The organism is Vibrio sp. Y58_MX_L22, assembly GCF_024181865.1.
Classification (GTDB): Bacteria; Pseudomonadota; Gammaproteobacteria; order Enterobacterales; family Vibrionaceae; genus Vibrio; species Vibrio alginolyticus.
Window position 1 is genome coordinate 244061 of record NZ_JAMZAN010000001.1, and the last position, 22685, is coordinate 266745.

The 22685-nt window shown below is 43.0% G+C and carries 16 protein-coding genes; 4 read left to right on the plus strand and 12 right to left on the minus strand.

Going from position 1 to position 22685, the window contains the following annotated elements; all coding sequences use genetic code 11:
- Positions 1-90 precede the first annotated feature (90 nt).
- A complete protein-coding gene (locus NL626_RS00975) occupies positions 91-1527 on the minus strand; it encodes an arylsulfatase (protein ID WP_253656902.1) in 1437 nt (478 codons plus the stop codon).
- Between the two features lie 247 nt (positions 1528-1774).
- On the opposite strand from NL626_RS00975, the gene NL626_RS00980 reads away from it, so the two are divergent.
- Positions 1775-3292, plus strand: coding sequence for an arylsulfatase (locus NL626_RS00980; RefSeq protein WP_005377761.1), 1518 nt, complete (start codon positions 1775-1777; stop codon positions 3290-3292).
- Between the two features lie 107 nt (positions 3293-3399).
- On the opposite strand, the gene NL626_RS00985 is transcribed toward NL626_RS00980, so the two are convergent.
- The 3 genes from NL626_RS00985 to NL626_RS00995 all read right to left on the minus strand — a co-directional run bounded on the left by NL626_RS00985 (position 3400) and on the right by NL626_RS00995 (position 7037).
- Positions 3400-4398: an HAD family phosphatase gene (locus tag NL626_RS00985; protein ID WP_017821947.1), complete on the minus strand. Its 999-nt coding sequence runs from the start codon at positions 4396-4398 to the stop codon at positions 3400-3402.
- A gap of 162 nt (positions 4399-4560) precedes the next feature.
- Positions 4561-5658 carry a hypothetical protein gene (locus NL626_RS00990; RefSeq protein WP_017821946.1) on the minus strand — a complete coding sequence of 366 codons (1098 nt, stop codon included), beginning with the start codon at positions 5656-5658 and terminating at the stop codon, positions 4561-4563.
- A 53-nt stretch (positions 5659-5711) separates the two neighbouring features.
- Positions 5712-7037 carry an anaerobic sulfatase maturase gene (locus NL626_RS00995; RefSeq protein ID WP_017821945.1) on the minus strand — a complete coding sequence of 442 codons (1326 nt, stop codon included), beginning with the start codon at positions 7035-7037 and terminating at the stop codon, positions 5712-5714.
- A gap of 178 nt (positions 7038-7215) precedes the next feature.
- On the opposite strand from NL626_RS00995, the gene NL626_RS01000 reads away from it, so the two are divergent.
- Positions 7216-8004 carry an SUMF1/EgtB/PvdO family nonheme iron enzyme gene (locus NL626_RS01000; RefSeq protein ID WP_005377765.1) on the plus strand — a complete coding sequence of 263 codons (789 nt, stop codon included), beginning with the start codon at positions 7216-7218 and terminating at the stop codon, positions 8002-8004.
- Positions 8005-8050: 46 nt separating this feature from the next.
- Here NL626_RS01000 and NL626_RS01005 read toward each other — a convergent pair whose 3' ends face one another.
- Entirely contained in the window at positions 8051-10381 is a 2331-nt protein-coding gene (locus tag NL626_RS01005) for a tetratricopeptide repeat protein (protein ID WP_253656903.1), read from the minus strand.
- A 388-nt stretch (positions 10382-10769) separates the two neighbouring features.
- On the opposite strand from NL626_RS01005, the gene NL626_RS01010 reads away from it, so the two are divergent.
- Positions 10770-12335, plus strand: coding sequence for an arylsulfatase (locus NL626_RS01010; protein ID WP_005377767.1), 1566 nt, complete (start codon positions 10770-10772; stop codon positions 12333-12335).
- Between the two features lie 188 nt (positions 12336-12523).
- Here NL626_RS01010 and NL626_RS01015 read toward each other — a convergent pair whose 3' ends face one another.
- From NL626_RS01015 to NL626_RS01045, 7 genes are all read right to left on the minus strand, one after another.
- Positions 12524-13945 carry an aspartate kinase gene (locus tag NL626_RS01015; RefSeq protein WP_005377768.1) on the minus strand — a complete coding sequence of 474 codons (1422 nt, stop codon included), beginning with the start codon at positions 13943-13945 and terminating at the stop codon, positions 12524-12526.
- An 86-nt stretch (positions 13946-14031) separates the two neighbouring features.
- Positions 14032-14418 (minus strand): ectoine synthase, encoded by a 387-nt coding sequence (locus tag NL626_RS01020; RefSeq protein WP_005377769.1) that lies wholly within the window; start codon positions 14416-14418, stop codon positions 14032-14034.
- Positions 14419-14432: 14 nt separating this feature from the next.
- The gene (gene ectB / locus NL626_RS01025; protein WP_025766718.1) at positions 14433-15698 is read right to left on the minus strand and encodes a diaminobutyrate--2-oxoglutarate transaminase; all 1266 of its coding nucleotides are present in this window, start codon (positions 15696-15698) and stop codon (positions 14433-14435) included.
- 34 nt (positions 15699-15732) lie between these two features.
- Positions 15733-16266, minus strand: coding sequence for a diaminobutyrate acetyltransferase (gene ectA, locus NL626_RS01030; RefSeq protein WP_005393379.1), 534 nt, complete (start codon positions 16264-16266; stop codon positions 15733-15735).
- A 315-nt stretch (positions 16267-16581) separates the two neighbouring features.
- Positions 16582-18240: a BCCT family transporter gene (locus NL626_RS01035; protein WP_005377772.1), complete on the minus strand. Its 1659-nt coding sequence runs from the start codon at positions 18238-18240 to the stop codon at positions 16582-16584.
- Positions 18241-18432: 192 nt separating this feature from the next.
- Entirely contained in the window at positions 18433-19182 is a 750-nt protein-coding gene (locus tag NL626_RS01040) for a 3'-5' exonuclease (RefSeq protein ID WP_025766719.1), read from the minus strand.
- Complete coding sequence (locus tag NL626_RS01045) at positions 19179-21059, minus strand: DUF294 nucleotidyltransferase-like domain-containing protein (protein WP_005377775.1); 1881 nt, start codon at positions 21057-21059, stop codon at positions 19179-19181. The genes NL626_RS01040 and NL626_RS01045 overlap by 4 nt, the downstream gene beginning before the upstream one ends.
- A 438-nt stretch (positions 21060-21497) precedes the next feature.
- Between NL626_RS01045 and proV the strand changes: the two genes are divergently transcribed.
- Positions 21498-22685, plus strand: coding sequence for a glycine betaine/L-proline ABC transporter ATP-binding protein ProV (gene proV, locus NL626_RS01050; RefSeq protein WP_053350385.1), 1188 nt, complete (start codon positions 21498-21500; stop codon positions 22683-22685).

Below are 22685 nucleotides of genomic sequence, written 5' to 3' on the forward strand. Positions count from 1 at the left end.
AACTAGAAAAAACATGGCCCTAAATGGCTCTAATGAGATATTGAACCAAAAACATACCTCATGTATGCGAGAAAGAGCCATTGGGGTAAACTACTTCTGGCGTAATCCATCCACTGGAAATTGATTGAAATTCCCCTTGCTACAATCGGGCTCATATCCAAATGGAGCAGGGAAAGGAATCGTATCGCAGCTTGTTGAAACGGAAGATTCAAACTTTACTCTCTTTCCTATCATGATAGGAAATAACCATGTGGCATTATTTCTTAAATCAAACTCCTCTTTAGGGTCATCAATCAAATTGTATATTTCAGGGATCTGTAATGGGCGCCCTTTCTCCGGCATGATATCTTGATCAATAAAGTGCATCTTGTAATTTTCCCACTTATAAGCGTAGGTTTCAGATCCATTGTTAACGATGAAACCATCTCGACTAGACTTTTCACTATCTCCCTTTAAAAAGGCCCACTGATCAATACTATCTATTGTTCTATCGCTTGGTAATTTGTATCCACCGACATGAGAAAGTGAGGCAAATAGATCCACAACATGGATAATTTCATCACTCACTCTGCCCGGTTTGATGTGGTTAGGCCAAGAGGCAATAAATGGTGTTCGGAGAGAGCCTTCAAGAGCCGTAAAGTACGCACCACGCCATGGTCCGCTAGAGCCTTGGTATGGCATATGCCACTCTGGACCGTTGTCAGAAAACCAAATCACTAGTGTATTGTCTTTAATTCCTGCTTTTTCTATTGCACCAATAACTTGCCCAGCTCGAAAATCTATCTCAGCTAACACATCTGAGTAATTTCCTTTGCCTGTTTTACCAATAAAATCAGGATGAGGTAGCGTCGGTAAATGTGGTTGAGTAAAAGTAATTACAGAGAAAAATGGCTTATTCTCTTTCACATTTCGATTTATAAAATCTGTGGCATGTTCAACTAGCTCACTGTCAATCGTTCTACGTGAGTCCAAATTATATTCTTTGACCCCTTTAGGATCCTGCCCTGCTCTAGCTGAAAGGATTTGAGGTTTAGGTAATATAGCTTTATAACCGGGTTGAGAGCTATATTCTGACTCATCCGTCGTATTTGCAATGCCATACCATTCATCAAAGCCTTGATCCGTTGGAAAGCGCCCTTTTTGGTCTCCCAAATGCCATTTCCCGTAAAGGCTCGTGTTATATCCTTGTTCCTTAAACTTCTCTGCAATGGTTATCTCCCAGTTCACCATACCGTAAGGCACTCCCCAAACAACCTTATCTGTCCCAGATCTAAGCGCTCGCCTCCCCGTCATGAATGAGGAGCGAGTTGGCGTGCATTGCGGTTCCACATTAAAATTAGTAAGGCGTACACCTTCTCTAGCAAGTTGATCTAAGTTTTTAGTTTCAACACCTCTGGTACTCCCATAGGAACTTAGTTCCCCCCACCCAAGGTTATCAACCAACATTACCACGACATTTGGTGTCTCTTCCGCAACCACTTCTAACGGGATACATAGAAACAGGATAGTTGCTAGTTTATTTTTCATAGTGTCGCCTTTCATTGAAATTCAATCCTGTAAGTGCGTCTTATCACACTTAAAACACACTAAAGTCTAGTCCATGTTAGTTAACATTTTTGAAAAACAGGGATTACTTGGAAGCAACAAAAAACCTCTACTATATTCAACTGACTACATTGTCTCATTTGGTGTCATCTCACTCGACTTCGCCATGATGAACACAATTAGTAACGTTATATAACGATAATGGATTCATTTATCGCGGAGGATTTTCATGCGAAACTCGATTAAAAAGGTAATGGCATTGGTCGGTACATTAGCTGCGTCCACAGCCTTTGCTGCCGATAAGCCCAACATCCTTGTGTTCTGGGGTGACGATGTAGGTGTATACAACATTAGTGCGTATCACAATGGTATGATGGGAGGGAAGACTCCTAACATTGATAAAATCGCCAATGAAGGTGCCATTTTCACAGACGCTTATGCACAACAGAGTTGTACTGCCGGACGAGCCTCATTTATTCTGGGTCAACATCCGTTTCGTACCGGTCTATTGACTATTGGTATGCCCGGCGCAAAAGAGGGTATTCAATCGAAAGATCCTACTATCGCAGAGTTACTTAAAAATCACGGCTATGTGTCTGGTCAGTTTGGTAAAAACCACCTTGGTGATCAAGATGAGCACCTACCAACTAACCATGGGTTTGATGAGTTCTTTGGTAACCTATACCATTTAAACGCGGAAGAAGAGCCTGAGTCTGAGTTTTATCCAAAAGATCCAGAGTTTCGTAAAAAATTCGGACCTCGAGGCGTGTTGAAGGCGACTGCGGATGGCAAAATCGAGGACACAGGTCCCCTTACTCGTAAGCGTATGGAAAACGTAGACCGAGAGTTCATGGATGCTAGCTTGGCATTTATGGAAAAAGCAGTAAAAGAAGACAAACCATTCTTTATTTGGCATAACTCAACCCGTATGCACGTCTGGACACATTTGAGTGAAGAATATCAAGGGAAGTCAGGTTACGGCTTATACGCCGATGGCATGATGGACCTAGATGATCAAGTAGGTGTCATGCTTGATAAACTTGAAGAGCTAGGCGTAGCAGATAACACCATTGTTGTTTTTAGTACTGATAATGGCGCTGAGAAATTTACCTGGCCAGATGGTGGTACTACACCGTTCAAGGGCGAAAAAGGTACGACTTGGGAAGGCGGATTCCGCGTTCCGATGATGGTACGCTGGCCTGGAAACATTAAACCAGGAACGGTTATCAACGATATCTTTTCACAAGAAGACTGGATGCCAACTCTACTCGCAGCTGTGGGCGAACCAGATGTGAAAGAAAAACTATTGAAGGGTCATAAAGCAGCGGGCAAAACCTTTAAAGCACATTTAGATGGCTACAACCAACTTGATCTGCTGACTGGTAAAGCTGACGAAGGCGCACGCAAAGAAATCTTTTACTTCGATGCTGGTGGTAATTTAAACGCCGTTCGTTATAAAGACTGGAAGATCCACTTCAGTATTATGGAAGGTGCCATTAATGAGGCATACCGCAAAACACCTAGTTGGCCTTTGATTGTAAACCTTCGTATGGATCCATTTGAGGTCGGTCCAGATGCAGCACTTTACGTCAGACATTTTTACGCTGATCAAATGTGGATGTTCGTTCCTGCTCAAGCTATCGTGCGTAAGTTCCTAGAGACATTCAAGGAGTTCCCTGCCACGAAAGGTAGCTCGTTAAGTATTGAAAAAGTGGTAGAAACAATGACACAGCAACCTAGAAACTAGACCCTAGGTATCGAAGCTACTGTGGAATTAACTAAGGCCTCAATTGTGAGGCCTTTTATTTCGTTGCAATTGTTTGGTTGCAGCAAGTTATGGTCAAACAAAGATTATCATTTAGTGCTCTCTTTAAACACTTGATTCCAATCTTGTTTCATATCGACAAATAGCCAACCTTGCTCTTCACCTACTTTAAACGATTCATCTAACTTACCAACATGAGAATCTTTATCATACGCCCATTCGCGCTTGTCATCCGTGTGATGGATAATCGCAGAAAATCTTGGACCTGAACCTGCTTTCGTCCACTCTAACATCTGTAAATCACCATCAGAATTACCAAACGCCATGACCGGACGTTTGCCAATGAAGTTTTGAATCGTCACAGGCTTTACTGCTTTGTCATTGACGAAGTCTATTTCCGGCATGCGTAGGATGGTAGGTTTTCCATCAACACTTTGATATTCCGCCTTTAACGTCGTCCCCACGATGTTTTGCGTTGGAATGCCGTATACTTCCGGCGCCCAAACGCGCATAAATTCAATACCGCCTCCAGAAACGATGTAGGTCTGATAGTCGTTCGCTCTTAAATAGTCGAGCAGTTCGAGCATAGGTTGATAGACCATTTCAGTGTATGGTCTACCCGTTGTTGGATGGACAGCCGTTTTCAACCATTCCTTAACTTCTTGATGAAACTGTTCAGTAGACATTCCAGAATGGGTTGCCATAACAAGCTTCATTACACCTTCGAGTCCTTGTTTACCAATCCCCTCCATGTCACCTTTTAATGCGGAAGCAAAGGGTTCGGTTGTCTTCCAATCAGGATGCTCAGAGGCCATTTCTTTTACTCTATCGATCGCAAAAAACAACTGTAGATAAACAGGCTTTTCTGCCCAAAGTGTTCCATCATTATCAAACGTCGCGATTCGTTGGCTTTCAGGCACATAGGAATCCGAACCTTGGGTCGTTGTTTTCGTAACAAACGCCATAATAGCTTGCTTAGCGTCAGTGTTGTTCCATGACGGAAGTGGATCTTGCATATCAGCAGCAACAGCGTAACTAGACAGAGCTAAACCTGTTGCTAAGACAATCGCCTTTAACTTTATAGCCATCTTAATTCCTTATATTGAGGTGCTAGGTGCGAATCCAATCAAAAGTATAGTTCAATTGAAACAGGCGCATATTGAACTGACATATCCAACGGCCACCAAAGAGTGACGCCGTCACTAAATTGGTTCACTATTTTATTGAAATAGGAACATGGAATTTACCGATTAGAGTTTAAATTCATTGGCTTCAACTGATGTAGAGGCACTTTTACGTCCCTTTTTCTGATTGAGCTCTTCAATAACATAGTCGGGAGCGACCTTCGTTAGCTCTGTTAAACAGTCATCCGTTTTAGGGTTGCCGTATCTGACATAGATGTCACACACGGCATACAATTGTTCTGGAGCACCGGATATCAAATACGCTTGCTCAAAAGCGTTGACAGACTTCTTCAAGTCTAACTCTTCTTGCAGAACACCATTTAAATACCAAAAGTAACTGTTCGTCGTTGCCATCGTCGCAGCTTTGTCTATTTCAAACGCCGCTTCTTTCTTTTTGTCTAATCTAACCAAAGCGAGAGATTTAGAATAATGCAGCGAGGCATCTTCTGAATTTAGCTTGATACCCTCGTCAAGCACGTTGATAGCTTTTTGGTCTAGCTGTTGCGCTCGGAAGTTGTCTGCATAGCTTAACCAAACTTGAGGGTTGTTTGGCTCAAGCTTAGTTAACTCTGGGTATATCAGCGCCGCTTTATCCCAATCACGATGCCAACGGTAAACGTCTGCAAGTAATAACTTGGAAACATTATCGTTCTTACTGGACAAGTGTGCTGTCAGCTCTGAAACAGGCCCCTCAAGTGACTGCTGTTGCTCCGAACTCAAATTGGCGTAATCTCGAACGAGGTTAATCGCTGCTGTAATTCGCACCATGGCGGCGTCATCACTCAATAATGGTGAAATCAAACGCCAACGGTGCTCAATCATATATGGTTGTGCTCCCACGATCGCAGCTTCGCGAATACCTGCATCTTCATCCTGCAACCCACGCGCAACTGCAACCAATGCATTTTGGCTTGGATAGTTGGCTAACTCACGTAAAGCATCAATACGTTTTTCTGAAGACAACTTTTTATTTTGCGCATCATAAGACAGCTTTTCGACTCGTTGCGCCGGTGTCATTTGAGCTTCTTGTGGAGTGACAACCGTTGTCGGCGATACTTGATCTGGGTCTAGCAATGTTGTTTCTTGTGCCACTGCTGTTTGACTCGCAGCAATGCCGATCGAGATCACGAGTAATGATTTAGAGAGCAGCTTAATTTTTTGCATTCAATAACCTATATTCTTTCATTTCCGGGCCTGTAGCAGGCGTAGTGACTATCTTAAAACTTCGTTTCAAACACAGTCTGTGTTTGAGTAGCTTGCTGGTGTAGAATCTGGTCACTGTATTTACCGTGAACCACTGGGTTACCTGTCGCTCGTAAGATGTACGCCATCGACTGATCAACATGGGTAAAAAACTTCTTCCAACCCGCGCAGAGATAATTAAGACCAGGCTCACCTTGCCTAGTACGGATAAAACGGTTTTTGGGACATTCTCCAAAACATGCAAATTGATAATCACATTGAAGGCACTGTTGGGGCAGCGTACGACTTTTAGCAAACCCAAATTTCTGCTGCTCAGAGCTATAAGCGAGCGTATCGAGCTTTTCGTGATGAATGTTTCCAACCTTATATTCTGGGTACACGTAATGATCACACGCAAACACATCACCATTAGGCTCCATTGCTAAGCCCTTCCCGCAGATTTCACCTAACGTACACAGTGGGTTTTTTCTGCCCATCCAGGTTTCGATACTGGCTTCAAAGTACTGCACAAACACGTTGCCGATATCGTGTAAAACCCATTCATTGAAAATCGCGATCAGAAAATTTCCCCATGCTTCATCCGCAACGCAAAAAGGCTCAACAACGGCATCTTTATGACCTGGGATCAACCGTTTATCTCCTTGCTTTAGTTGCTCGTTTGGCTCCCAAGTTTGAGGGGCGGTTGTTCTGAATGTTTTCTGCTCAACTATTGGAATAAACTGCATTTGAGGGGAGCGTACTTCATCTCGCAAGAATCGGTACACTTCAAGTGGGTTACGGCCGGTCAAGTTGTTAACACAAGTGAGCGTAGCAAACTTTACTTCGTGCTTATGTAATAATTCAACCGCATTCATAACTTGCCGGAATGTGCCTCTACCAGCTCGGTTTGTTCGGTAAGCGTTGTGCATCATTTCTGGGCCATCAATGCTTAAACCGACGAGAAAGTTGTTCGCCTTTAAAAACTCACACCATTCATCGTTAAGCAGTGTGCCATTAGTCTGGAGGTCATTGGAGATCGTAATGCCATCGGGACGGTATTTATTCTGTAGCTCAACAATTGTCTTGAAATAATCCAAACCTAGCATTGTCGGCTCACCACCCTGCCAAGAGAAAATAATTTCAGGTGTATTTTGTCCCGCTATATATTGACGGATATAGGTCTCGAGCGTTTCCTCATCCATGACTGGTGAGCAGCCTGGCTTGTACTCAAGTAAATCTTGTTTGCTTAGGTAGTAACAATAGGTGCAATCGATATTGCACACTGCACCGATAGGTTTCGCCATGACATGTAATCGCTTGGATGCTTTTCCATTGAACTGCGGACCTTGAGTTATGTGCATTCATCACCTTCTTAGTTGCTAGCCTGTGCCCAACGGCGCTAAGACTAATCATTAAGTTAATCGCCTAGTGTGATGATAATGTTCAATTATTCGTGGCGCTTGTTATAGTGTGTATAACTGTTTTTCATAGACTTGCCTGATAAAATTCTTTGATCATAAATGTTGATGGAGCTCCCCTATGAAGCATTCCAAAAGTAATACTCTTTACCTTGGTGCCGCTATTTCGATTTCGCTAATTATGACTGGATGTGCAACAACACAACCTAGCCCTCTTGCCCAAAAAATCGATCAAGATATGGTTCTTATTGAAGGTGGACAATTTACGATGGGCTCGGATAATCCGTCAGCAAATAAATCCGAGCGCCCGGCTCGCACCGTTCGCGTGGAAGATTTCTATTTGGCAAAATTTGAGGTAACCCAAGAGTTATTCGAATCGGTTACAGGCTCTTCTCTGAGTTATTTTAGAAACCCAAATACGCCCGTAAATAACATTAGCTGGCAACAAGCCAATTATTTTATAAAGAAATTGAATGAAAAAACGGGAGAGCACTATCGTTTACCCACAGAAGCAGAATGGGAGTTTGCAGCGAAAGGGGGGAATCTAAGTCAAGGATTCACTTACGCGGGAGCTGATGATATTAACGACGTTGCCTGGTATGCCAGTAACTCAAACAATAAGGCACACAAGGTAGGTCAGAAAAAACCGAATGAGCTTGGCTTATACGATATGACGGGTAATGTTGGTGAGTTTGTTATTGATGCGTTTGATGAAGGTTATTACAAATCAGCACCAAGTGATAATCCGGTAAACGCAAAAGATGAAAAAGAAAGCCTTGCACACAAGTCTGTACGAGGTGGTAGCTTTGCCTATGATGCTGACGAATCCGAAAACTATCGTCGCGATTTTGCTAGCCAGTCAGTCATCATGTCCGACATGGGGCTGAGATTAGCGAAAGACGCTGATTAAACTAAGTAAGAAAAAAGTGGAGCGATAAAAGCTCCACTTTTGGTAATTAGCTCCTATTGACCCCGACAATAGAGGCTTTAAGCTGATCAATAGCTTGTTTAGGTGCATAGTGACTAAGCTCTTGTATGCACCTATCGAAAGCAAAAGCGACAGCACCTTTTTTATGATTTCTCGCTAGAACCTCGCATTGAGCATACAAGTGCTGTGGATTGCCACCGACTTCAAATGCTGTTTGCAACGCTTTACTGGCTTCTAGAACATCGCTTTTTTCTAGAGCTAGACCGTACACGTACCAATAATGAGCATTAGTTTCACCAATTTCTGCGGCGCGTCTAAGTAGCTTTTTCGCATCATCAGCTTTGCCTTGACGCAACAAAGAAAGACCTGCGCTGTATGGTAATGTGCTGGATTTAGGTTGAGCTTTCATCCCTTGTTGTAGCACCGTGAGCGCAGCTTCTTCTTTACCTAGGTGACGATACAAATCTGCTAGGTTAACGTAGCTATTTTCGAAATAGGGTTCGATGCTGATCGCTTGTTTATACAGCTCGGCCGCTTTGTCGATTTCACCTAAGCTGCGGTACACATTCGCCAAATTGGTTCTTCCGAAACCACGATCGGCATTAAACTCTTGAATTTCCATGTACTCTTCTAAAGGCGATTTAATGATATCTTTTTGTAAAGGGGTCATTTGTGCGTAGTTCGCTACCAGCACCGAGGCAGCTTCCGCTCTCACTGAAAGCACCGGGTCACCAAGCAATGGCTCTAGAATCCGCCACCGATCATGAAATTCATAACCAGACGAGCCTGAAATTGCCCCTAATCGAACCATTTCATTCTCATTCTTAACGGCCCTAGCCAAAGATACTGTTGTATTTTGGTCAGTATTGCCCCCCATTCTCTCCAGGGCTGAAGCACGAATAATGTCTTTTAACGACGAATCCTGAGCAGAGTATGCCAACGCATTTGCTGCTCCTTGATGACCAATTGAATCCGCATAAAATGCGACAGCAAAATGTTGCTGATTACGATACTTCGAATTCGGGTACCATTTTGCTATCTGTTCATCGGCCCATTGATTGCTTTTATCTTCATGGCAAGACATGCAAACATTGGGCGTTCCAATATGTTTGCTCAAATCCGGTCGTGGAATATGCCAACCGTGGTCTCTACGAGGATCGACTTGCATGTAAGTCGTTTCTGGCATGTGACAAGTCGTACATTGCGATGCTTCAGATCCAGCCTTATGAAAGGTATGCTTTTCAGGTGTATATTCCGATGCAATATGGCATTGCGAACATACTGCCTCTTCTGGGATCGTCAATTCTGCCGTGTGTGGATCATGGCAATTAGTGCACGTGACCCCCTTCTCCGCCATTTCAGATTGAAGAAACGAACCATAAACATAATCTTCGTCGTAAATCTGTCCATCATGATAGTAGAGTTCAGGTGTTATAAGACTTAAGCGATATTTATCAAAAAAGGAACCTTTAACATGATCACCTGTTTCATTTAACTGGGTTCGGCGACTATGGCATTGAGCGCATGTTTGCACTTGATTGGTTGCTTCAATTGATTTCGGCTGTAACGTACTATGGCCTTCCTCAAACACCCAATCCGACACTGCTTTAGACAAATTTCGATCAAAGCCATAATGGCTGTCATGCTCAAAAGAAGTGCCAGCATTTTTGTATTTCTTGGCCAGTTCTATGTGCTGACTAGCGGGACCATGGCATGCTTCGCATCCCACATTAATCTCTGACCATGAGCTGTTGTAAGTGTTTTTGTCAGCGTCGTAATTCTTCTTTAGGTTCGTTGAATGGCAATCAGCACACATGAAGTTCCAATTTTGCCCGGTATTGGTCCAATAGAATTCATCCGTTGTTGTCGTTTCTGGATAAAGATGAAACCAACGCTGTCCCCCTTCAACTTTAGCTCTTGTGTCCCAAGCAAAAGGAATAAGCTGCACGCGGCCATCTTCAAACTCGACCATGTACTGCTGTAATGGCTCCCAGCCAAATGTATAGCTGATCTTATAGTCATGCCATTGCCCGTCAGCACCTTGAATATTGACCCAAAATTCGTCGCCTTTTTTAAAAAAACGATTAGGCATTCCTTTGTGCGTTACAACATGGTTATCAAAATCACCACGTACAGAGGTTGTACTTGCATGCTTCATGGCCATATCGTGATGTGACCCTTTCCAGGCCGCTACCTCGTTTTGGTGGCAATCTATACAAGCTTGTGTGCCAGCATATTCCGGATTTAAGCCTGAAGGAATATTTGGTTTCTCTATTAATAACTCTTGAGAAAAAGCCATAAAACTGACAACAACGTTGACCAGCAATAAAATGCGAAACCGGCCTGCCCACTGACTCATAGATATCCTTATATTTATAATGTACAACCTAAATCAATATAGACACTAAATCACTGGTTATACAAATAATTACAAGCAATACATAACGACTTTAGTATTGCTTTAGGACCGTAAAACAAGCGAGCATCCTATTGTTTTTCATTTCCATCCCCTCTTCTACTACGCAATAAAAATAAGGCTCTTAAGTGATCTAAATCTACTTTACGAATCTCTACAAACTAACAGAACAATCCTATTTCTTTTTAATTAACACATGGTTACAACCTAGCAATAACTTATGGTTATATCGAGTATAAGAGGATTTTTCTATATACATCATTAACTTATGCAGCAACTAAGCATAAGGCTCACTTGTGCTTATCTTTACTCTCAACAATCTGGAGTTTTTATGGCAAATCAATTGAGCAAAATCGCTGTAGGCGCAGGACTGTTAGCGGCGTCCAGTGCCGCTATGGCAGCCGACAAACCGAATATTCTGGCAATTTTTGGTGACGATATCGGCTACTGGAATATCAGCGCATACAACCAAGGTATGATGAGTTACAAAACGCCAAACATCGACCGTATAGCGAATGAAGGCGCGTTGTTCACAGATCACTACGGACAACAGTCTTGTACTGCTGGTCGCGCGGCCTTTATTACAGGTGAAGAGCCATTTCGTACGGGTTTGTTAACAATTGGTATGCCAGGCTCTGACCACGGTATACCTGATTGGGCGCCAACCATTGCAGATCTGTTAAAAGAACAAGGTTACATGACGGGTCAATTTGGTAAAAACCACTTAGGTGACCAAGATAAGCACTTACCGACCAAACACGGCTTTGACGAATTCTTCGGTAACTTATATCACCTAAACGCAGAAGAAGAGCCTGAAACTTATTACTACCCTAAAGACCCAGAGTTTCGTAAAAACTATGGCCCTCGTGGTGTCATTAAGTCTTATGCCGACGGTAAGATTGAAGACACTGGCCCGATGACACGAAAACGTATGGAGCACGCAGATGAAGAGTTCCTAGAGAGCTCTTTGGCATTTATGGAAAAAGCAGTTAAGGCGGATAAACCCTTCTTTATTTGGCATAACGCCACTCGTATGCACGTTTGGACTCGCTTGCAGGAAAAATACCAAGGTAAATCAGGTGTAAGCATTTATGCCGATGGTATGCTGGAACATGATGATCATGTAGGTGTTTTACTCGACAAGCTGGATGAGCTAGGTGTTGCAGACAACACTATCGTTATCTACTCAACGGACAACGGCGCAGAAACCATGACTTGGCCAGATGGTGGCGCAACACCATTCCATGGTGAAAAAGGTACAACTTGGGAAGGCGGTATGCGTGTTCCTCAACTGGTTCGTTGGCCAGGCGTAATTAAGCCAGGAACCAAGATCAATGAAATGATGGCACACCAAGACTGGTTGCCTACATTATTGGCAGCTGCTGGCGTACCTGATGTAAAAGAAAAACTGGCAGAAGGCTACAAAGCAAATGGCAAAGAGTGGCGTGTACATTTAGATGGTTATAACTTCATGCCATACTTTGAAGGTAAGGAAGAAAAAGGCCCTCGTGAGTCGCTGCTTTACTTTACGTCTAATGGTGAATTAAACGCTGTCCGCTGGAATGACTGGAAACTTCACTTTGCAACGCTTGAAGGGAACCTAAGTAACGCAGTTCGTTTTGCTCCGAACTGGCCTAAAATCATCCACCTACGCGCTGACCCATTCGAAAAAGGCCCAAGCGAATCACAAATGTACTTGCGTTGGATGGCTGACAACATGTGGCTATTTGTACCTGTACAAGACGTTGTGGGAGAGTTCTTTAAAACACTCCCAGAATACCCAATGCAGCGTGGCACAGCGATGAACCCTGCTTCACTAAACTACGACTCTCTAAAAATGCAAGAGAAGCTGCAACAACTAGACAAAGTTGAACAAGAAATCAGCAAGTTTAAGTAAACTAAGTTAACGTTAGTTAATCAGTAACATAAGCCAGCAGACCATTCTGCTGGCTTATGTGTATCGCCACATAGGAACTTACTTAAATCGCCTGTTTAGCCTATACAAAGTGGGCATTGTGAGTACAAACTGAAAAACAAAAAAAGGAGAGCTAACCTGCTCTCCTTTGTATTTTAACCGTGGATAAACTAAGCCACATTAACCGATTTAGCTAAACTGCTACTTTGGAAAAACTCATCATGCAATGCGCAAATCGCGTGCTGGTATTCCTTATCACCGACAACAAATTGCACATTTACATTTCTCAATGATGAGTGCAGTGCAACTGGCGTAACGCCATTATTCATCAATGCAAGTACACCTTTTGCCAACGTCTTGTTGGTATCAATTTGAGAACCAATGGCTGAGATAAGCGCGACCATACGACCTTTAATCGAGGCATTCGGATAACGTTTCTCGGCTTTATACAATACTTTGTTTAAGCTATCAGTACTGCCACCTAGATAGTAAGTAATAGAGTTAGCGTTCATCTCTTTACCAACCAAACTTACACGAGCATCGGAGATGATTTCCATCAATTCGTAACTAACGTTATCGGCTTTTCCTACCATTGCTTGGTCAAACAAATGCAGTGCAAATACTTTCTCTTTACCTGCGATGATCTCGACTTTGTCTTCTTCCGGACGATAGCTTGAAGAGATCAAAGTACCTTCGTGTTCAGGTTCGAATGTATTTTTAATCTGTAGCTCAATACCACTTTCACGTAAACCCGCAGCGGCATTTGGGTGAATCGCTTCCATGCCAAGGTTCGCAAGTTGGTCTGCTACGTCATAGTTTGTACTACCAATTGGTAATACTTTTTCAGGACCAACAACGCGTGGGTCTGCTGAGCTCAAGTGGTACTCTTTGTGAATTACTGCTAAATCCGCTTTTGTTATTGCTGCAATTCGGCTAAATGTCATCTCACTATAACCTCGGTCATAAGTGTGCATTAGGCCCTCTTTACAGTAAGCATAACCTGTCACGATTGGCAGTTCTTTTGATACATCGATATCAGCAAACGCGTCACTAATCGACTCATCAAGGCTTCTTGGCGCTTGATTATCCCAACCAGACAGGTCAACGAACTTAGCGTTAATACCCATATTTTTTAGTTTTAGTGCTGTGTTGTAAGCACTATGTGCCTCACCGATAGACGAGAGAAACTCTCGAATTTGAGGCAAGTACTGGCGCAACGAAAATTGACCGTACTGACAGGTTTCTAAAATATTCGCGATACAGTTTTTCGCTTCAGCAATGCGGGAGCGAATGAATTTATCCGCACGGATACGATTCATTGGGTCCGCAAAAATATTTTCATTGGTCAGCAACATACGGCTTTCAACGTACGCTAACGCTTCTTCCCATTTGTCGTCGCGTTTCGCGATAAGCTGATAAACGCCTGGTTTACTGGTTTTTTTACACTCGAGCAGCGCATCGGTCATACCACCGTATGCAGATACGACAAAAATACGATTGTATGGTGTTTTGGGACGAAGAATAATATTGTCGAGAACAGCATCAAATGCTGTCATTGATGTACCGCCGATTTTTTCTACGGTAAATGTCATGATAAGCCTTTTTTGATTGGTAACTTTAAAAAGAAAAAAGAAGAGATAGTAAAGTGTGGGGTGGCAAAGCACCCCACCATCATCTTTTAGTCAACGAGAGGATAAACACCGTTTTCATCGTGCACTTCAGCGCCAGTAATCGGTGGGTTAAACACACACGCCATTACCATTTCTTTATTCTTATAAGCTCTCAAGTAGTGCTCATCGTGTTTATCAAGGATGTATAATGTACCTGGTTTGATTGGGTACGTTTCTCCACCTACAACTTCAATCTCACCTTCACCACTCATACAAAACACCGATTCAAGGTGGTTTTGATAGTGAATATGAGTTTCTGTATCTTCATAAATTGTTGTGATGTGGAAAGAGAAACCCATGTTGTCGTCTTTCAACAACATGCGGACACTTTCCCAGTTATCTGAAACAACACGTCGTTCGCTGTTGCGGCATTCATCTAGAGTTCTGACGATCATAATTAAAATCCTTATTAAGATGCTTGTTTGAAATGTTTCGCAGCGATAGTCTCTACTGCATTTTCAAAGATGCTTAGTCCTTGATCTAGCTCTGATTCGCTGATGGTTAGTGGACAGAAGAACTTCACAACTTCATCTTCTGGACCCGCTGTCTCTATCACCATTCCATTCTCGAAACAGTTTTTCGCAATTTCAGATGCCATGTCACCATTGATACATTCAATACCAACCATCATGCCGCGGCCTTTTTTCTGCACAAACATTTGAGGAAAGCGACGAACACAACGGTCAATCACTGCACTTACCTTGTCTGAACACTGCTTGATGTGTGTTTCAAAATCATCGTTTGCCCAGTAAATTTCTAGTGCTTTTGCAGCAGTAATAAAGGCGTGATTATTGCCACGGAACGTACCGTTATGCTCGCCTGGCTTCCACTGGTCAAGCTCAGGCTTAAGTAATACGACAGCCATCGGCAAACCGTAACCACCGATCGACTTCGATAGCGTCACGATATCCGGTTGGATACCAGACGGCTCGAAACTAAAGAAAGTACCGGTACGTCCGCAACCTGCTTGAATGTCATCGACAATCACAAGAATGTCATTGGCTTTACAGATTTTGCTCAAACGTTGTAACCACTCGTTTGAAGCAGCATTTAAACCACCTTCACCCTGCACAGTTTCAAGAAGTACAGCGGCTGGTTTATCCATACCTGCAGAGTTGTCATTTAGCATGGTTTCGAACAGCGCGAGACCATCTACGCCAGCGTAACCTTCAAATGGAATACGAGTGACGTTACTTAGACTAGAACCGTTACCTTGTCTGTGATGCTGGTTACCCGTTGCAGCCAGTGCGCCAGCAGTACAACCATGGAAGCCGTTAGTAAACGCAACGACGCTGTCGCGGCCTTTTACTTTTTTAGCCAGCTTCAATGCCGCCTCAACAGCGTTAGTACCTGTTGGGCCCGTAAACTGAACCTTGTAATCCAAGTTTCTTGGTTTAAGGATGTAAGTATCCAACGCTTCCAGAAACGATGCTTTCGCTTCTGAGTGCATATCCAAACCGTGAGTAATACCGTCCATTTCAATGTACTCAAGCAACGCTTGTTTTAGTACTGGATTGTTATGGCCGTAATTTAGAGATCCCGCTCCAGCAAGGAAGTCTAAGTATCGTTCACCTTGTTCTGTTTCTAGCCAGCAGCCTTTCGCTTTACGAAAAACGACCGGGAAATTGTTTGAATATGAGCGTACGTTGGATTCCTGCTTTTTGAAAATATCCATGATGAGACCGTTTTTAATTCCTATTGTTTGAGGATTATTTGAGAGGAATGCGATACAAATATTCTGTATCGTGTTTGCCTTTAAAGTGGGCTTCTTCATCCAAAAATGTGCTTACTTGGCCAGAATTGCCGTTCATCGCATCTAACTTTTTGAACAGTGCCCAAGAGGCTTTATTATCTTCCGTGATGGTAGTTTCTACCGATTTAACACCGCCTAATTCCTCTCGGGTGAGAAGTTCTTTCAACATGCGGAATGCTAAACCATGACCTCTAAAGCGAGGTGAGACTGCAACTTGCCAGACAAATAAAACGTCTTGCTCGTCTGGTTTCTGATAACCGGAAATGAAACCTGCGATTTCGCCTTTTTGCTCAACCAAAATACTGGTTTTGCTGAAATGCGTAGACTGTAGGAAATTGCAATAAGATGAGTTCATGTCCAATGGAGGACAGTCTGCAATCAAGCTGTAAATGTCGTCACCATCAGAGATTTTAGGCTCACGAAAAATCCATTTTTTACTTGAGTCTTCTCCAATCTCTGGATAAAGGACCCAAGGTGCTGATGTGATCATATGAAAATACATATCCTTTGAGGTCTAATTAAATTTCCTTTTTATTATGGGCATCCCTCGCGACTAAAAATCAAATAATCCGCCTTTTTATCGGTATTTTTGTGATTTAGATCACAAAAATAAACCTATTAACCAAAAGTTAAAATAGTTTGAGGTCTAATTTATTAAATAGTCACCTAAATGCGCAGTACAAAAAACAACCAGAATAAGACCGTTTTCCATGCTGTTCATTTCTCAGAAAAAAATAGAAATCCAAAAAAAAAGCGGCATGCTTTCGCATACCGCTTTTATCAATAATTTAACTGCTGATACTAGTTATTTTGATTTCTTAGAAACCGCCTTTGGACGAGGTTCATCCATCAAACCTTTTATCAAAGATACCGTTGCAACAAGCAAAACAATAGTAAATGGTAAACCAGTCGTCACCGCCATTGCTTGAGCAGCAGCTAGACCACCACCCAACATCAATGCAATCGCAACCAAACCTTCAAACGTACACCAGAACACGCGTTGTGGCGTTGGTGCATCGACCTTACCGCCCGCAGCAATAGTATCAATAACCAGTGATCCTGAGTCAGAAGAGGTAATGAAGAACACCACGACTAAGATAATGCCGACAAAAGATGTTATCTCAGCCAATGGCATAACATCTAACATGGCAAAAAGTTTTAAAGGCAGTTCTGCGTTAAACACCGCCTCATAGCCATCATTAACGTATTGGCTAATTGCGTTACCGCCAAAAGCCGTCATCCATAACACACAAACTGAAGATGGGATAAGAATAACGCAAATAATAAACTCACGAACCGAACGACCGCGAGACACACGTGCGATGAACATACCCACAAATGGTGACCAAGAAATCCACCACGCCCAGTAAAACGCCGTCCAGCCTTGAGAGTAATTCACATCCTCTCGTCCAAATGGCATAGATAAGGCAGGGATATTAGCCACATAGGAAACGATGTTCTCGAAGAAACCAGTTAAAATCGCAATCGTCGGGCCAACAACAATAACAAATAGCAATAGCAGTGCTGCAAGACCCATATTGATTTCAGATAAGATTTTCACGCCCTTATCGAGTCCAGCCACAACAGAGATTAAAGCGAGCGCAGTAATACCAATAATCAATATAACCTGCGTGGTATTGGTCATTGGGACATCAAACAGGAAGTTCAAACCCGTTGCGGCTTGAGATGCACCGTAGCCTAGCGATGTTGCTAAACCAAAAACCGTCGCTACCACTGCAAGAATATCGATAATATGACCAGTCCAACCCCATACACGCTCACCAAACAAAGGGTAAAAAATTGAGCGCATGGTGAGTGGCAAACCTTTGTTAAATGAAAAGATAGCCAGTCCAAGAGCCAAGAGCGCGTATATTGACCACGGATGAAGTGCCCAGTGGTAAATCGTCGCAGCCATCCCTAATGCCGAAGCTGCAGTTGCATCGCCCTCTGCACCACCTAGCGGTGCCCAGTCAGTACGTACACCATTCTCAACGCTCACGCCACCAATCGCAGAACTAAAATGGGACATCGGTTCTGATACACCGAAGAATACGAGACCAATGCCCATACCCGCAGCAAATAGCATTGCCAACCATCCAGCATAGGAGTAATCCGGTGTTGCTTCAGTACCACCGATTCGTACACGGCCTAATGGTGTGAAGATCAATCCGACACAGACAATGACAAAAATATTACCTGAAGCGAGAAAAAACCAGTCTAAATTGTGTAACAAACCCGCTCGTAGGTCTGCAAAAAACGGCTCTACCTGTTCTCGGAATAATAGTGTTATCACAACAAACATGACGATTGCTAAGCCAGAAATTGCAAAAACACGGTTGTGAATATCAAGGCCAAATGGGCCTACCTTTAGCGCAACGTTATCCTGACCAATTTGATAGTCAGTATCTATTGCGTTTACTTTTCCATCGGGGCGTTGAATGCCACCGTTATTATCGGTGCTCACGGATAATCTCCTTAAAAATACGTGACCAAGTTTAAATTACTTTCGTCGGAGTTCGAGTAATGAAACGTCTTCATCACTACCAAGCACATGTTCATAAAACATTGTTCTTATAAGCGGTTACTCAATCCGCCATCATAATCTTAAAGCCCCCTATCTCTCATTGCATTTTATTGTTTTCACCATAAATAACGCCTATTGCCAAACCGAAGATATTGGCATGTTTCGATTAAAGTGATACTGCAGTTGTGCTTGAAACAGCTCCGCAGTTGCTAACGCATCCGTCAGGGCATGGTGAGGTTGATAAGCAGGGAGGCCATATCTTTCACGAGCGTGCCCTAATCGTACAGAACCGGGTTTCTTGCCTTTCAACTTATTGATAAAACCTCTGCATTCACGGCGCTGTATCGCATACTCAATATCTAACGTATCAACAACAGGAAACTGTATCCCCTCTCCGATGCTATTTAGCAAGGCGTTATTAAAGAACTGCCTTTCAATGTTCTTGTAGTGAACAAGTACCACTTTGCCTGACAACGCATCCAATATTTCACCCAAGATCTGAGACAGCTGCGGCGCGTTTTTAACCTCAGAGTCAGTGATACCGTGAATAATGACAGACTCGTGGTTTAACTCTCTGTTTGGGTTAACGACCCAATGAGCAGAACCATTACATTGAACACGATCAATAGTGAACGGCACAAGTCCGATCGTGAGAATGACATCCTCTTCCGAGTTCAATCCTGTTGTCTCAAAGTCTACCGAGACAAATGGCACTTGTTCAATTGGTGTTTCCCCATTAACCATCGGTGTCGAATAGTAGCGTTTGAGCCTCTCGTCTTTCGCTTCTTTAGCGAGTTGTTTGAACAACATTGACCACTCTGGCGTCTGGGATGTATCCAACAACGGATGTTCTTTTTCTGCCTTTTTTGAGAACCACATCATTTGCTACTTCTCTGGTATCGAAACTTAATGAAGTTCTGTGCGTTACTTAGAATTTGAAATGCTGCTTTTAAGTTTCGACGTTCAAATTCAGACATGTTCTCCGGCTCAATATTGTTGTCTGGCTCTTCACCATTTTCTATATCAAGGGCTTGGTGACGAATTCGAACCATGTAGATTAGCTCCATCGCATCCCTTAAATCCAAACCTCGACCTTTCGGTAAAATACCAGCATCATTAATGTCATCTAAACGGTCGAAAGAGTTTTGCGATCGCGAACCGATTGCCAGAGAATGCACCCGTATTAAATCGGCCAACGGAGCCGTCCCCCTTCGCTTCAAGTTAATCGAGTTGCGATGACGACCATCTTTCTCCATCACAAAGTCTTTGAAAAAGCCCAGTGGAGGCGTCCTACGTATTGCGTTATACGCCATACAAGCAAGAAAGCGGTTATTTCTTTTCGCTCGTCTCACAATAAAGCTGCTTAGTTGCTCCGCCCATTTCACTCGCCCATGCACACCGAGGAGATCAAAAAAGATATTACTATTTAACAATCTCTCAGGGGTTGGATTGTCTATCCAGTTTCCAAAGCATTCTTCCCATTCTGCACGAGTTTTTCGCCATTCTGGGTTGGTAGCCATAATGTCTCCAGTACAATAAGCATAGCCGCATGCCGCTAAACCATCACAAACAAATTTAGCAAACTTTTCAAAGTACTCTCCGTGAATCTCAACGTCATAACTGTTATCGAGAATAAGCGCGTTATCTTGATCCGTTACAATTAACTGCTCATCCCTCGCCATTGAACCCATTGCGACTAAACAATAAGGAATGGGCGCAGGGCCGAACTCTTGCTCAGCTAATTCAGCGAGGCGTTGTTTGAAACTACTGCCTATAACCGACATGGCTCGACCAATCATGTGCGCGTTGGCATCTTCATTGACCATTCTTACGAAACAGTCTTTTACTTGTTCAGAAACCTGCTTGAGATCCTCGACACTGGTTTGCTGAAAAATAGAGCTCACTAGCAATAGGCTGTTCTGAGATTCATAACGAACGATGTCCGTCATGCCAATAATTCCTATCGGCTTTTTATCTTTTAAAATTGGTAAATGATGCACGTTGTAACGCAACATGGTTAACATGGCCTCAAACACATAGGCGTTATAATCCAATGAAACCACGTCATAACTCATGACCTCACTCACTGGAATATTGGTATCAATACCCTGAGCTAGTACGCGAATGCAAAGATCGCGATCAGTCAATATTCCAAGCAGCTGTTCGTCATCTTCTTCTGTGAGCTCCTCTGTCGGGCGAATAATGAGCAGAGAGGTGACATTTTCCTCTGCCATTAGTATCGCAGCTTCCTGAATTGAAGCCGTTGCCTCCAGAGTTACTGGATCTCTTGCTAAGATTTTACGTGCCTTAGCGGTGGTAAAGTCATTGCTTTCGGAGCGGCTAGATATTGCGCTTCGCAAACGCGCGCTATCTTCCAGTTCCATGTAGTCCGCAAAGTTTTCAAACTCATCACAAAGTTCATTGAAGATGTTTTCCGGAATGCAGTAAACGAGAGTGTCTTCTATCGCTTTGGCTGGCATACGTACGCGGTTGTTCATCAACAACCCCATCTGACCAAACAGTCCACCAGCATCAATCCTGTTGTAAAGTTCACCTTTACGTCGATAAATCTCTACCGCCCCACTTCTCACCATATACAAGTCGCGGATCGTATCTCCGAAGTTAAGGATTTTTGTTCCTTGCCGAAAGTATGCAACCTCGGCATTGAGAGCAATTTTTCTAAGCTGCTCTTCAGGTAGGTCATCAAAAGGTGGGTACTGGCTAATGAAATTGAGCACTTCTAACTGTTCGGCTTCCATTTTTTATTCCATACGTTGCCTAAACTACAGCGATAAATATCACCCTGAGTGAAATCAAGCAATAAATAAATCTAAGGATAACAGTACCTAACCGATTTCACAGGACCAAGCCTTAACCAAAAATTAGAGCTCTAACCTTTTTATATGTAGAGCTCTAAGCTATCACGGCTTATATCTATGCAAGTGAGTTGAGTTGAAATGTACAAAAAAATTCAAAATAAATTCAACCCTACGTCAGGGCAACGTTATGGCGGATAAAAACACATCTCAAGCAATTGTTTTAAATATAAAAAACAAGAGTTGAACAGACCTTGCTCAACTAATTCTCTATGCACAGCATAACTAGTTAACCAACCCCCTTTCATTGAAAGTTGAACTAAAATTAATTAGAGTACAAATCGTTAAACAGTTATAAACACACGAAAAAGGACAGATAACATGGATCCCATACTGGAAGTTAAGGGACTGTATAAAGTGTTTGGAGAAGACCCAGAGAGAGCCTTCTCGCTTATCGACAAAGGCGTCGATAAAGACGGTATTTTTGAACAGACAGGTTTAACAGTCGGCGTAAACGATGTATCTCTCACCATAAATGAAGGGGAAATTTTCGTAATCATGGGCCTTTCTGGCTCCGGGAAATCCACCCTTGTTCGACTTCTTAACCGGCTCATTGAGCCGACTAAAGGCAGTGTTTATCTCAAAGGAAGAGATATCGCCCACATCTCCGAAAATGAACTTCGAGAAGTTCGTCGTAATAATATCTCAATGGTGTTTCAAAGTTTCGCACTCATGCCACACATGACGGTGATTGAAAATGCCGCCTTTGGTTTAGAACTTGCCGGCATCGATGTTAATGAGCGTCAGAAAAGTGCCCTTTCCGCCCTAGAAAGAGTGGGTTTAGACCCTTATGCAGAATCTTTCCCTGACGAATTATCCGGTGGTATGAAACAGCGCGTTGGTTTAGCGAGAGCGTTAGCCTGTGATCCTGACATCCTATTAATGGACGAGGCGTTTTCCGCTTTAGACCCATTGATCCGTTCTGAGATGCAAGATGAGCTTATTCGTCTACAGAACGATGACAAACGCACAATTGTCTTCATTTCTCATGATTTGGATGAAGCAATGCGCATTGGCGACCGCATCGCCATCATGCAAAACGGTGAGGTTGTTCAGGTTGGTACACCTGATGAAATATTACACAGTCCAGCAAATGATTATGTCGAAGCGTTTTTCCGCGGCGTAAACATCGCAAGTGTCTTGACAGCAAAAGATATCGCGCGCAAGAAGCCAGCGGCTGTTTTTAAGAAATCGGAAAATGACGGTCCAGGCTCTGCGATGCAGATTCTGATGGATCACGACCGTGATTACGGCATTGTCGTCGATAAATCTAGCCGATATTCCGGCATCGTATCTCTTGATTCACTACGTTTGGCTCATAAAGAAAACCGTTCGTTAGCCAGTGCTCAATTACCGGATGAAGTTACTCTTCAGCCTGATCAGTCAATTAATGACATTTTGGGTCTGGTTGCTGGTGTTCCTTATGCCGTGCCTGTCGTAGATGCGCAAGGAACTTACTTTGGTGTCGTGACTAAATCACGTCTTCTACAAACACTAGATAAGGATTAA